Source organism: Mesorhizobium sp. P160219 (assembly GCF_057786095.1).
The window spans coordinates 4,325,258-4,337,499 of record NZ_JBYNWG010000001.1 but is presented as its reverse complement, the minus strand read 5'-3'; the positions used below and the strand labels follow the sequence as shown (position 1 = coordinate 4,337,499).

Annotated in this window: 15 protein-coding genes; 5 read left to right on the top strand and 10 right to left on the bottom strand. The window is 62.6% G+C overall.

Translation table 11 applies throughout. From position 1 onward, the window contains the following. Window positions 1-11: 11 nt before the first annotated feature. The 5 genes from AC3EMP_RS21015 to AC3EMP_RS20995 all read right to left on the bottom strand — a co-directional run bounded on the left by AC3EMP_RS21015 (window position 12) and on the right by AC3EMP_RS20995 (window position 3,964). Window positions 12-734 (bottom strand): isoprenyl transferase, encoded by a 723-nt coding sequence (locus tag AC3EMP_RS21015; RefSeq protein ID WP_488494666.1) that lies wholly within the window; start codon window positions 732-734, stop codon window positions 12-14. A gap of 31 nt (window positions 735-765) precedes the next feature. Continuing rightward, window positions 766-1,320 carry a ribosome recycling factor gene (gene frr, locus AC3EMP_RS21010; RefSeq protein WP_023671027.1) on the bottom strand — a complete coding sequence of 185 codons (555 nt, stop codon included), beginning with the start codon at window positions 1,318-1,320 and terminating at the stop codon, window positions 766-768. A gap of 99 nt (window positions 1,321-1,419) precedes the next feature. Further along, window positions 1,420-2,142, bottom strand: coding sequence for a UMP kinase (gene pyrH, locus AC3EMP_RS21005; protein ID WP_023671026.1), 723 nt, complete (start codon window positions 2,140-2,142; stop codon window positions 1,420-1,422). A 150-nt stretch (window positions 2,143-2,292) separates the two neighbouring features. Continuing rightward, window positions 2,293-3,402: an aldo/keto reductase gene (locus AC3EMP_RS21000; protein WP_023715820.1), complete on the bottom strand. Its 1,110-nt coding sequence runs from the start codon at window positions 3,400-3,402 to the stop codon at window positions 2,293-2,295. Window positions 3,403-3,436: 34 nt separating this feature from the next. Further along, window positions 3,437-3,964, bottom strand: a complete 528-nt coding sequence (locus tag AC3EMP_RS20995) for a nuclear transport factor 2 family protein (protein ID WP_023671025.1) — start codon at window positions 3,962-3,964, stop codon at window positions 3,437-3,439. 99 nt (window positions 3,965-4,063) lie between these two features. Between AC3EMP_RS20995 and AC3EMP_RS20990 the strand changes: the two genes are divergently transcribed. Then, window positions 4,064-4,990, top strand: coding sequence for a LysR substrate-binding domain-containing protein (locus AC3EMP_RS20990; RefSeq protein ID WP_023712356.1), 927 nt, complete (start codon window positions 4,064-4,066; stop codon window positions 4,988-4,990). Window positions 4,991-5,023: 33 nt separating this feature from the next. Here the strand turns inward: AC3EMP_RS20990 and tsf are convergent, their stop codons facing one another. The 5 genes from tsf to AC3EMP_RS20965 all read right to left on the bottom strand — a co-directional run bounded on the left by tsf (window position 5,024) and on the right by AC3EMP_RS20965 (window position 8,780). Next, window positions 5,024-5,944 carry a translation elongation factor Ts gene (gene tsf, locus AC3EMP_RS20985; RefSeq protein WP_023706229.1) on the bottom strand — a complete coding sequence of 307 codons (921 nt, stop codon included), beginning with the start codon at window positions 5,942-5,944 and terminating at the stop codon, window positions 5,024-5,026. Between the two features lie 108 nt (window positions 5,945-6,052). Then, a complete protein-coding gene (rpsB, locus tag AC3EMP_RS20980; protein WP_023671022.1) occupies window positions 6,053-6,841 on the bottom strand; it encodes a 30S ribosomal protein S2 in 789 nt (262 codons plus the stop codon). 177 nt (window positions 6,842-7,018) lie between these two features. Next, window positions 7,019-7,630: a LysE family translocator gene (locus AC3EMP_RS20975; protein ID WP_023706228.1), complete on the bottom strand. Its 612-nt coding sequence runs from the start codon at window positions 7,628-7,630 to the stop codon at window positions 7,019-7,021. Beyond that, on the bottom strand, window positions 7,627-7,905 hold the full coding sequence (locus AC3EMP_RS20970; protein WP_023671020.1) for a DUF4031 domain-containing protein: 279 nt from the start codon (window positions 7,903-7,905) through the stop codon (window positions 7,627-7,629). The genes AC3EMP_RS20975 and AC3EMP_RS20970 overlap by 4 nt, the downstream gene beginning before the upstream one ends. A 44-nt stretch (window positions 7,906-7,949) precedes the next feature. After that, complete coding sequence (locus AC3EMP_RS20965) at window positions 7,950-8,780, bottom strand: cell envelope integrity EipB family protein (protein WP_023671019.1); 831 nt, start codon at window positions 8,778-8,780, stop codon at window positions 7,950-7,952. A gap of 138 nt (window positions 8,781-8,918) precedes the next feature. Here AC3EMP_RS20965 and AC3EMP_RS20960 point away from each other — a divergent pair, with 138 nt between their 5' ends. The 4 genes from AC3EMP_RS20960 (at window position 8,919) to AC3EMP_RS20945 (ending at window position 11,919) form a co-directional block, all read left to right on the top strand. Then, window positions 8,919-9,383 carry a RidA family protein gene (locus tag AC3EMP_RS20960; RefSeq protein WP_023693441.1) on the top strand — a complete coding sequence of 155 codons (465 nt, stop codon included), beginning with the start codon at window positions 8,919-8,921 and terminating at the stop codon, window positions 9,381-9,383. Between the two features lie 14 nt (window positions 9,384-9,397). Then, window positions 9,398-10,138, top strand: coding sequence for a glycerophosphodiester phosphodiesterase (locus AC3EMP_RS20955; protein ID WP_023693440.1), 741 nt, complete (start codon window positions 9,398-9,400; stop codon window positions 10,136-10,138). A gap of 42 nt (window positions 10,139-10,180) precedes the next feature. After that, the gene (locus AC3EMP_RS20950; RefSeq protein ID WP_023693439.1) at window positions 10,181-11,395 is read left to right on the top strand and encodes a GNAT family N-acetyltransferase; all 1,215 of its coding nucleotides are present in this window, start codon (window positions 10,181-10,183) and stop codon (window positions 11,393-11,395) included. Between the two features lie 95 nt (window positions 11,396-11,490). After that, window positions 11,491-11,919: an HIT family protein gene (locus AC3EMP_RS20945; RefSeq protein WP_023693438.1), complete on the top strand. Its 429-nt coding sequence runs from the start codon at window positions 11,491-11,493 to the stop codon at window positions 11,917-11,919. Window positions 11,920-12,242 lie beyond the last annotated feature (323 nt).

Below are 12,242 nucleotides of genomic sequence, written 5' to 3'. Positions count from 1 at the left end.
CCCGCCGCCGATCACGAGGCAGCGACATCTTGAGCGGCAAGCCCGCCAAAACGGCGCTCGCGGCCAGCAAAATCGCGCAATGCGTCGGCCAGGTGTTCGCGGCTGAAGTCAGGCCAGTAGCAAGGCAGAAAAACCAGTTCGCTGTAGGCTGCCTGCCACAGAAGGAAGTTCGACAGCCGAAGCTCGCCACTGGTGCGGATGACCAGCTCCGGATCGGGAATGCCTGCGGTGTCGAGGGCGCCGGCAAAAGTGTCTGCCGTGATCGCCTCTGCGTCGATCTCGCCGCGCGCCACTGCGGCTGCGAGCTTGCGTGCCGTGCGCACGATCTCGTCGCGCCCGCCATAGTTGAAGGCGATGACCAAGGTCAGCAATTCATTGCGCGCAGTCAGCGATTCGGCCTCTTCGAGCAGGCCCCTGATGTCCGGCTGCAGCCCCGCCCTGTCACCGATGATCCTGACGCGCACGCCGTTCTGGTGCAGTTCGGCCAGATCGCGGCGGATGAACAGCTTCAAAAGCCCCATCAGGTCGCTGACTTCGGCCTTGGGCCGCGACCAGTTTTCCGACGAAAAGGCGTAGACGGTCAGGAAGGAAATGCCGAGACCGGGCGCGGCGCGCACCGTCTTGCGCAGCGCTTCGACGCCGGCGCGATGGCCGGCAAGCCGCGGCATGCCGCGCGCCTTGGCCCAGCGTCCGTTTCCATCCATGATGATCGCGACATGCGCGGGCGTTGCCATTGTCTCGCTTTCGGGCCGGTGTGGGCCGACCCTAGACCTGCATGATTTCAGCTTCCTTATCGGAAAGCAGGTGATCGATGGTGCTGATCGTTTCGTCGGTCAGCTTCTGGACCTGATCGGAGCGCTTGCGCTGATCGTCCTCGCTGATGTCGCCGTCCTTTTCCGCCTTCTTCAAGAAGTCCATGCCGTCGCGACGGACATGGCGCACCGCGACGCGGGCGTTCTCGGCGTAGCCATGCGAAATCTTGACCAGTTCCTTGCGGCGCTGCTCGTTGAGCTCGGGCAGCGGAATTCTGAGATTGGTGCCGTCGACGATCGGATTGAAGCCGAGATTGGATTCTCTGATGGCACGGTCGACCGCGCCGACCATCGACTTGTCCCATACCGAAACCGAGATCATGCGCGGCTCCGGCACCGACACGTTCGCCACCTGGTTGATGGGCATGGTGGTGCCGTAGGCCTGGACCTGGATGGCGTCGAGCAGATTGCTGGAGGCACGGCCGGTGCGCAGCGAAGCCAGATCGTGCTTGAAGGCGGCGATCGCGCCATCCATGCGCCGCTTGAGGTCGTCGAACTCACCACTCATCTTAGTCTCCTCGACCCGTTTGATCCGGGTTCACTGCTTAGGGCCTATATCCGGACCCTCTTTCGAAAACTGAGCCTTTTTAGGAGAGTATACTCCGGATTATTCGTCGGCGACGATCGTGCAACGGCCGCCGCCCCGCAGAATATCGCCGAAACCACCTTTTTCGTGGATCGAATAGACGATTATCGGGATGTTGTTTTCGCGCGCAAGTGCAATTGCGGCGGTATCCATGATCGAAAGGCCCTTGTTGATGACTTCGGCATGGCTGATGCGCTCGAAGCGGGTCGCATTCGGATCCTTCTTGGGATCGGCCGAATAGACGCCGTCGACCTGGGTGCCCTTGAACAGCGCGTCGGCGCCGATCTCGGCGGCGCGCAAGGCCGCGGCCGAATCGGTGGTGAAGAACGGATTGCCGGTGCCGCCGGCGAAAATGACGACCTTGCCCTGGTTCATATAGGCGGTGGCCTGGCGCTGGGAAAAACTCTCGCAAAGTTCGGGCATGGCTATAGCCGACAGCACGACGGCGTCGACGCCGATCTTGTTCAGCGAGGTGCGCAGCGCCAGCGAGTTGATGACGGTGGCCAGCATGCCCATGTGGTCGCCGGTGACACGGTCGCCGCCCTTGGATGCCACCGCCACGCCGCGAAAGATATTGCCGCCGCCAATGACGACGCCGACCTCGATACCAAGTGCGCGGGCTTCGGCGATGTCGGCGGCGATTCGGTCGACCACCGAGACATCGATGCCGAAATGCTGCTCGCCCATCAACGCTTCGCCCGACGCTTTCAGCAGGACACGTCGATAGAGGGGCTTTGCCGTCATCTGGACCTCGTCATTATTGCGTGTGGCAGCCTGGGCAGGCCGCCCTCGCGCGGGCGCCGCCGCTGGCGCGATGCCGAGTTCCGATACACGAAGGGCGCCGCGATGTCACGCGGCGCCCCTCGCCCAATTCCGCCTTCCCGTCGCGGCCCGTCAGTTGCTGGTGATGCTGACGGCGTCGCCCTCGACCAGCAGCGGCGGCGCATAACCCAACGGCTTGTCGCCGGTCACGGCGCCGCCGGTAACCCGGGCTTGTATGTCGGACCCGAAATAGGCGTACGGGAATGGCGGCGGTGTCTTGCTGACCGTATCCAGCCGCGCGCGAAGCTCGGCGGGTAACGTGAAATCCAACGCCGCCAGATTGTCCTGCAACTGCGCCAGCTTGGTGGCGCCAAGAATCACGGTGGCGATGCCCGGTTGCGTTGCCACCCAGTTGAGCGCGACCTGCGCCATGCTGTGTCCGAGTTCGGCGGCCACTTTTTCGAGTTCCGCCACGATCGCCCAGTTGCGCTCGGTGAACTTCTGGAACCCCGGATGAGTGGTGTTGCGAAAGCCGTCGAGCCGGCCGACATGGCCGTCCTGCGCCGGCCGGTACTTGCCGCTGAGCAGCCCGCTGGCCAGCGGGCTCCACACCATGATTCCTGCGCCATGGCGGGTGCCGAAGGGCACGAACTCATTTTCGATCGAACGCTCCGCCAGCGAATATTCAAGCTGCAGGGCCGACACCGGCTCGTAGCCGCGCCACTCGGCGATCGTCTGCGCGCGGGCAGCATACCAGGCCGGCACATCGGACAGGCCGACATGGCGAATTTTGCCCGCACGCACGAGATCATCCATCGTGCGCATGACCTCCTCGGCCGGCGTCAGCCCGTCCCAGACATGCAGGAGGTAGAGGTCGATATAATCAGTGCCCAACCGCTTCAGGGAAGCGTCCACGGCGCGCAAGATGTTCTTGCGGCCATTGCCGCCGGCGTTCGGATTGCCGGGCTCCGCGTTGAAGGTGAATTTCGTGGCGATCACCGCTTTGTCGCGCAAGCCTCGCTCGGCGATGAATTCGCCGAGCCAGGTTTCGGCTGTGCCGCCGGTGTAGAGGTCGGCGGTGTCGAAGAAATTGCCGCCGGCCTCGACATAGGCGTCGGCCATGGCGCGCGCGGTTTCCCTGTCCGCGCCCCAGCCCCATTCGGTGCCAAAGGTCATGGTGCCCAGTGCCAGCCGGCTGACGCGCAGGCCGCTGTTGCCCAGTGTGTAATAGCTCATGGTCATGGTGTTTTTCCTATCCTGATTTCTTGACGCCGGCTCACTGGCCAGGCGTCATCTTGACCCAGGGATTGCCGCGCTCATGCGTGGCGCGGAAAACGAAGCCGTCGACTTTCCAGCCGGTCCCGGAGCGAACCAGATGGTGCTCGTAGGTGCCCCAGACTTCCCACAGCGGGTCGCCATTGCCTTCCATCCGGTTCCAGGCATAGCCGTTCGAAGAGACGGTCGCCGCGTCCGCCTCAAAGATCACCTGGTGATTGGTGCGCAGATGCAGGCTGGTCTTGCTGCCCCTGAGGTTGCCGGCCCAGGTACCGATCAGATTGTCGGAGGGGATGGTGGCGGCAGGCTGTCCTGACAGGCTGCTGAAGTCGACGGTGACACGGTCGGCGAAATAGGAGCGGGCAAGCTTCCAGTCCTGCGCATCGACGGCACGGTCGATGGCATCGGCGATGCGGATGACGGCGCGTTCGTCGGCGAGCGCGCGCCAACCGGACGGCTCGGCGCCGCCGGCATCGACCGGCGCTAGGGCAAGGCCTGCGGCGAAGGTAGCGTGTTTCAAGGCATCCATCTCTCTTCTCCTTTGTGCATCGGTGATGGCAATATGGGTCAGCCTGTCGGCATCGAGAAGATTGAAGTGTTTGCAAGGACTATGCGATATCATGCATGAATGGACCGGGATCTGCTCAGTCATTTGCCTGTCATCGTCGCCGTTGCCCGACGCGGCGGCTTTGCGCTTGCCGCGGCCGAACTGGGCATGTCCCCATCCGCCGTCAGCCATGCGGTGCGCCTCGTGGAGGGGCGGATCGGCCAGCCGCTGTTTGCGCGCACCACGCGCAGCGTCTCGCTGACGGAAGCCGGCAAGGCGCTGGTGGAGACGGCAGCCCCTGCTCTCCAGGATATCGCCGACCGGATGGACCGCATCCGAGCCATCAAGGGCCGGCCCTCCGGCTTGCTCAGGTTGAACGTTCCCAACATCGCCGTTCCACTTGCCGTCACTCCCGTGGTCGCCGCGATGGCTGAACGCTATCCTGATGTGACCATCGAATTGCTCATCGACCAGGAGCTGGTGGACATTGTCGGCGAGGGTTTTGATGCCGGCATCCGGCTGGGCGAGATGATCGCACAGGACATGGTCACGGTCCGGCTGACGCCGCCATTCAACGCCGTGATCGTCGCCTCCCCCGCCTATGTCGGCCGGCATGGCCGTCCGCGCGGTGTGACGGATCTTTCGGACCACAATTGCGTCGGCTACCGGCTTGTGCGCTCCGGCGCACTCTATCGCTGGGACCTGACCGAGGACGGCAAGGATGTCGTGGCCGAGACGAAGGGTACGGTCATCGTTACCGATTCGCTGGCCGCGATCGACCTTGCGCTTGCCGGCGTCGGGCTGATCTATGTGTTCGAGCCGCTGGTGCGCGCGGAATTGGCCGCCGGCCGCCTCGTTCAGATCCTGCCGCAAACGGCGATCGAGGAGCCCGGCCTCTTCCTCTACTTCCCGCGCAGGGCGTCGATGGCGCCAAAGCTCAGGGCCTTCATCGACACCGCACAAGAAATCGGCCGAGCATCCTTGCGGACACCCGGCCGAGTTGCCTGAGCTGAGAAGCCCTTTTCGGGGCTATTTTTAAAACTACTTCTTCACCGCCGCCGCGACTTCCGCCGCGAAATCGGTCTCTTCCTTTTCGATGCCTTCGCCCAGCGCAAAGCGCAGATAGGCGGAGATCTTGGCCGGAGCGCCGATGTCCTTCTCGGCATCCTTCAGCGCCTGCTCGACAGTGATGTCGGGATTGAGCACGAAGGCCTGCTTGAGGAGCACGACTTCCTCGTAGAACTTGCGCAGGCGGCCTTCGACCATCTTTTCGATGATCGCTTCCGGCTTGCCGGACTGGCGCGCCTGGTCGGCGAAGATCGCCTTCTCGCGCTCGACCGCTGCCGGATCGATCTGCTCGGCGGTCAACGCCAGCGGGTTGGTGGCGGCGACATGCATGGCGACATGGCGGCCAAAGGCGTTGGCGGCATGCTCATTGCCCGTCGTCTCGATCGCGACCAGAACGCCGAGCTTGCCAAGACCATCGGCAACCGCATTGTGGACGTAGGTTGCGACAGCACCGTGCGGGACGGTGAGCTTGGCCGAACGGCGGAAGCTCATGTTCTCGCCAATGGTGCCAACGGCGTCCTTGATGGTGTCAGTGACCGACTTGTCCGAACCCGGATACTTTGCGGCAGAGACAGCCTCCGTCGTGCCATAAGCAAGCGCGACCTTGGCGACATTGCGAACGATCTCCTGGAACTGCTCGTTGCGGGCCACGAAATCGGTCTCGGAGTTAACCTCGACGATGGCGGCCTCGCGGACGCCGGAGTCGACGCCGATCAGGCCTTCGGCGGCAGTACGGCCAGCCTTCTTGTCGGCCTTGGAAATGCCCTTCTTGCGCAGCCAGTCGACGGCCTCTTCGATGTTGCCGTTGGTCTCGGTCAACGCCGCCTTGCAGTCCATCATGCCCGCGCCGGTCAAGTCGCGGAGTTCTTTGACCTGTGCAGCCGAAATGCTCATTGTCGCCTCTTTGTTTTAAATGCACCGACGCACCACCGGTACTCGGTGATGCGTCCGTCTAGCGTGCCAAATATGAGAATGATGAAGGCCGCAACCGGCCTTCGATTGTCAAGCTTCCGGAGCGTCCGCAGCCGGGGCCGGAGCCGGATCAAGCGCCGGTTCGACCGGAGCTTCGACCGAGGCGCCGATGTCGACGCCGAGCGCGCCCTGCTGGCGGGCGATGCCGTCGATGGCAGCCTTGGCGATCAGGTCGCAATAGAGCTGGATGGCGCGCGCCGCGTCGTCATTACCGGGGATCGGGAAGTCGATCTTGTCCGGATCGCAGTTCGAATCGATGATGGCAACGACCGGAATGCCGAGGCGCTTGGCCTCGAGAATGGCGATCGCTTCCTTGTTGGTGTCGATGACGAACATCAGGTCGGGCGTCGAGCCCATGTCCTTGATACCGCCGAGCGCCTTGTCGAGCTTCTCGCGCTCGCGGTCGAGGTTCAGGCGTTCCTTCTTGGTCAGGCCCTGGGCTTCGCCGGCCAGCATCTCGTCGAGCTTGCGCAGGCGCTGGATCGAATTCGAGATCGTCTTCCAGTTGGTCAGCATGCCGCCGAGCCAACGCGAGTTGACATAGTATTGGGCCGAACGCTGTGCGGCGTCGGCGACGATGTCGGACGCTTGGCGCTTGGTGCCGACGAACAGCACGCGGCCGCCCTTGGCAACGGTGTCGGAAACCTGCTTCAGAGCCTGGTGCAGCAAAGGCACCGTCTGCGACAGGTCGATGATGTGGATGTTGTTGCGGGCGCCGTAGATGTAAGGCGCCATCTTCGGGTTCCAGCGGTGGGTCTGGTGGCCGAAGTGAATGCCAGCTTCCAAAAGCTGGCGCATGCTGAAATCAGGCAGTGCCATTCTTAGTTCCTTTTCCGGTTAGCCTCCACGGACACAGGCATTTTTGGACTTTGTCCTCGAACGCCACCGGAGGTTTCAGCCGGATTTCTCCCGGGCAGACACCAAAGTCCGTGTGTGGAATGAGCGCGCATATAGAGGGGAAGCGCTGCAAACGCAAGCGGTGAGGTGCTTCATCGCTCAGCGTGCGGCAATCAGCGCTCCGGTGCCGATCATGGCGCTGCCGGCGAACCGGTTAATCAGCCGCATGCGTTCGGGCGTCCTGAGCCAGCCGGATGCCCTGCCCGCCAGCGCGGCGTAGATGCCAATGGTGAGAATATTGGCGCCGACGACGACTGCCACCACCAGCAGGCCGTCGGCAAACGTCATGGTGTCGAGGTTGAGGATCAGCGGCATGATCGAGGCGTGGAACAGGATCGCCTTCGGGTTGCCGAGCGCCACGGAGGCGCCAAGCAGGAACGACCGCGACAATCCGGTTTGGGGGATTCCTTGCGCGGCCGATTGCGCGGCCGCGGCCCGCCACATCTTGATGCCGAGGAAAATCAGGTAGGCCGCACCGGCGTATTTCAACAGGAGAAACACCCATTCGAAGGTCTGGGCCAGCGCCACCAGCCCGAGCAGTGCCAGGGTGACCAGCACGGCATCGCCGGCGGCAATGCCCATTCCGGCGACGAACGCACGCAGGAAGCCGCGTGCCACGCCGTTGGTGATCACCGTGAACATCGCCGGTCCCGGCGTGGCGGCGGCAAGTGTGATGGCAAGGCAATAAGCCAGGAATGCCGTTAGGGTCACGATCGGCCCTTTCCGTTGGGTACCCGTACGCGCCTGAAGATCGCAACGATCTCCTCGCGGCTGCATTCGATGGCGCCGAGCCGCACCGCCCGGTCGCGCTCGAAGCCGGTTATGTCATAGTGCGGCGCCGATGTCCTGGGCGGCCCCTGGTAGGACGAACGCTTGACGCCAAGCTCGGCGGCGAAACGATGCAGTTCGTCCGTATCGTCGGCCATCAGGTGGCACCAGCGATGGCCGGCCCATTTCCAGATCGCCGCATCGACATAGACCGCCATCGGGAACTGCCATCAAGCCTGCCGTGGCCAGCGCCGCATTGTTGCTATTTCGAGACCGGGCAAGGCTTGGTCTGATCGAACAGCGACAGGTTGACCAGCTTTCCGGTCATCGAGAACTCGCCATAGTCCATTGTGAGGTCGCGGGTGATGCCGTTCTCGTGCAGCTTGAAGCTGATGCGGTATTCCGGCACCTCTTCGCCCGATTTGTCGGTCTCGTCGAAATAGGCGATGTCGACCGGCCAGTATTTGTCGCCTGCAAGCTTGGCCAGCGCCGGCGCTTCGGGGTCGGCCTTGTCGCCCTCGGCCTTCTTGCCGACGATGACGGTGGTGGTCATCACCTTGTTGGCATCCTCCGAACCGTCGAACAGGCTGGTTTCGTAGAAATTCTCGCCCTTCTCGGCCTTGCCGATCAGTTCGACCAGATGCTGGGTCGGGAACTGAGTGGCGGCGAGTTCCAGGCTGTTCTTCTCGGGCTTGTCGATGTCGACCTTGAGGCCCTTGGTCTCTTTCGTGGCGGTGCCCTTGACCTCCTTGTCGAGGTTCTGGTCGACGAAGGATTTGGTCACGAACGAGAAGGTCTTGCCTTCGGCGTCCTCGAACGTGGTCGTCTGCTGGTCGGTCAGCCTGGTGTTGTCGCCGGTGGCGATCTGGGTGACGAAACGGAATTTTACCGTATAGCCCTCGCAGGGCGAGCCGTTGAACTCATAGACCATGCGGCCGGAAATGCCGGTGATGCCCGAGCGGTCCGACGCCTTGTCGAGGGTAAGATCGTAGACGGCGCGATGCGCCTGCAGCGCCGGCACGGCAAAGGCCGGAGCCATCGAGAACAGCACCGGAACGAGAACGGCGTGGAAGGCAAGGCGCGTTGCGCGCATAAGGGGCTCCGATCGTCGCAGCTGATGGCAGGCCGCAGGTAAAGATGGTCCAGCTTAAAAAAAGTCGTGGCGGAAGCGAGGCAAAAATAGCAATTTCGGCCCGGCCAGCGCGGCGTCTCCAAGCAATAGGGAAATACCATGAGTGAAACAATCGAAAAGCGGCTAAGCGATCTCGGCGTGACGATACCTGCCGCCGCAGCGCCCGCCGCGAACTATGTGCCCTATTGCAGGTCCGGCAATCTTTTGTTCACCGCCGGGCAGTTGCCGCTCAAGGACGGCAAGCTGCAGGCAAGCGGCCTGCTCGGCCGCGACGTCGACACGGCAACCGGCAAGGAAGGCGCAAAGTACTGTGCAATCAACATCTTGGCGCAGGCAAAAGCAGCACTTGGCGATCTCGAAAAAATCCAGCGGCTGGTCAAGATCACCGTCTTTGTTGCATCAGTGCCGGATTTCGTCGAGCAGCATCTGGTCGCCAATGGCGCCTCCGATTTCCTGGTCGCGGCCCTTGGCGAGCGCGGCAAGCATGCCCGCTCCGCCGTCGGCACCGCCTGTCTGCCGCTTAATGCCGCAGTGGAAATCGAAGCCGTCTTCGAGGTCGCATGAGCAGGACCAAGACAATGACCGACCTTTCCTGGCTGACCGCCCGGCCGGTGGCGCATCGCGGCTTTCACGACATGAACAAGACGCGCTGGGAAAACACGCTGTCGGCCTTCGCTGCTGCCGCCGAGCGCGGCTATGCGATCGAATGCGACGTGCACCTCTCATCCGACCGCGTTCCCGTCATCATCCATGACGGCGACCTCAAGCGGCTGACCGGCCAGGACGGCTTTGTCTGGCAGCGCACGGCAGCGGAACTGGCGGCGCTCAGGATCGGCGGCACCAAGGACCATGTGCCGACACTGCAAGAAGCGCTCGACCTGGTCGACGGCCGTGTGCCGATGATTGTCGAACTGAAGGGTGTGCCCGGTTACGACGAGGGCTTGGTGGCAAGCGTCGGCAAGATGCTGGAGCGCTACAAGGGCAAGGCGGCGATCATGTCGTTCGACCACTGGCTGGTCCGCGACTTCCCTAGGGATGCGCCTGGCATTCCGGGTGGGCTGACCGCCTACGGCAGGGACAATCAGTTGATCGAGGCGCATTTTGCCATGCTGGCACATGACCTCGCCTTCACCTCCTATGCCGCGGGCGATCTGCCGAACCCGTTCGTCAGCTTCGTGCGCGAAAGGCTTAAAATGCCTGTCATCACCTGGACGGTGCATGACCAGCCGGCGGTGGATCTCACTTTCAAATACGCCGACCAGATGACGTTCGAAGGGTTCGAACCCGATCTGTCAGTGTCGCCTGATGGAAGTGCCTGAAACGTGACTTGTAGCGGCCCCGACAGAGCTTAAATAAGCCCCATGGATCAGGGTGATGAAGGCGACGGGCAAACGGCGAATGCGGAGTTTTCCATCCGCGTCGCCGCCGGCATCAATGCCTTCACCTGCGACGAGTGGAACGGCTTTACCGGCACAACCCGCAGCGACACAGAAAATGGCTATAACCCTCTCGTTTCATATGCTTTTCTGAGCGCGCTTGAAGATTCCGGCTGCGCCGTGCGGCGTACCGGCTGGCAAGGTCATCATCTCAGACTGGAAAATGCCCAAGGCAGATTGCTGGGCGCCGTGCCCTGCTATCTCAAATCGCACAGCCAGGGCGAATATGTCTTCGACCACGGCTGGTCCGATGCGTTCGAACGCGCCGGCGGCAACTACTATCCGAAACTGCAATGCGCCGTGCCGTTCTCTCCGGTCACCGGCCCTCGCCTGCTGGTCAGCAAGGGCGAGGACAGCGCCATTGTGAAGGCCGGTCTCGCAGCGGGCCTGAAGGCGGTGACGGAAAAGCTCGGCGTGTCCTCCGCGCATGTCACCTTCGCCAGTGAAAGCGACGTTGCAACGCTGGAAGCAGCCGGCTTCCTGCACCGCACCGACCAGCAGTTCCACTTCTTCAACGAAGGCTTTTCGACCTATGACGATTTCCTCGCTACGCTGGCATCGCGCAAGCGCAAGGCGATGAAGAAGGAGCGGCGCGAGGCGCTCGCCAACGATATCTCGATCGACCGGCTGACCGGCAAGGACCTGACCGAAAGGGCCTGGGACGATTTCTTCGCCTTCTATATGGACACCGGCAGCCGCAAATGGGGCCGGCCTTATCTCAACCGCAAGTTCTTCTCGCTGATCGGCGAGCGCATGTCCCAGGATATCCTGTTGGTAATGGCCAAGCGCAATGGCCGCTATGTCGCCGGCGCCATCAACTTCATCGGCTCCGATGCGCTCTACGGCCGCAATTGGGGCTGCATCGAGGACCACCCGTTCCTGCATTTCGAAGTTTGCTACCATCAGGCCATCGACTTCGCCATCGAGCGTAAGCTGAAGGTGGTCGAGGCCGGCGCGCAGGGTGAGCACAAGCTGGCGCGCGGCTATCGTCCCGTGACCATGCATTCGGCGCACTACATCGCACATCCCGGCCTGCGCAATGCTGTGGCCGATTATCTCCGGCGTGAGCGGCGCGAGGTCGAGCGGATGGGCGAAATTCTGGAAGAGCATACGCCGTTCCGCAAGGATCTTGAGGAATAGCGATCCGCCCTGCCCTCGCCTGTCGATATCGCCGGACCATCTTGCCGGTCCGGGACAGCTTCGCTACACCGGGAGCATACTCCCGGAGCGCCGCCATGACCGAGGCTTACGACCCCAGCAATATCTTCGCGAAGATCCTGCGCGGCGAAATCCCGTCGCACCGCGTCTACGAGGATGATGCCGTGGTCGCCTTCATGGATGTGATGCCGCAAGGCCCCGGTCACACGCTGGTGGTGCCCAAAGCACCGTCGCGCAATCTGCTCGATGCCGATCCGGCGACGCTCGGCCGGCTGTTCACCACGGTCCAGAAGGTGGCGCTGGCGGTCAAAAAGGCTTTCGGCGCTGACGGGGTCACCATCCTGCAGTTCAACGAACCGGCGTCTGGCCAGACCGTCTACCACCTGCATGTCCATGTCATCCCGCGGTTCGAAGGCATCGCGCTCAAGCCGCATACGGGACAGATGGAGAAGCCCGAAGTGCTGACTGAGAACGCGGCCAGGATCCGGGCAGCGCTGAACGGTTGAGGTGGCGTGCGCCTCAAGGCGATGAGCTCAGCCACAATCCATTACGTCGGTTAGGGAAATATCAAACCACCCGTGATAACGCGCGCCGTACCGGGATGCGTTTGGGTTTTCAAAATCGTGGAACATTCGGTTGCGACATCAGAGCCGTTGGTAGAAGCAGCTGCCGCGCCGTGGATGGCTATGCGAGCGTTCTGATCTCGATCGCCATCTGGAAGGCGTGCGGGTACTTCCTGGGCAAGTTTGCACCCGAGGGCGTCGCCGCCTGACCTAACAACATCTGCCCTGAAAAGCAGGGGCGCTGTGTCGGCAAACCGGCCAGCCAA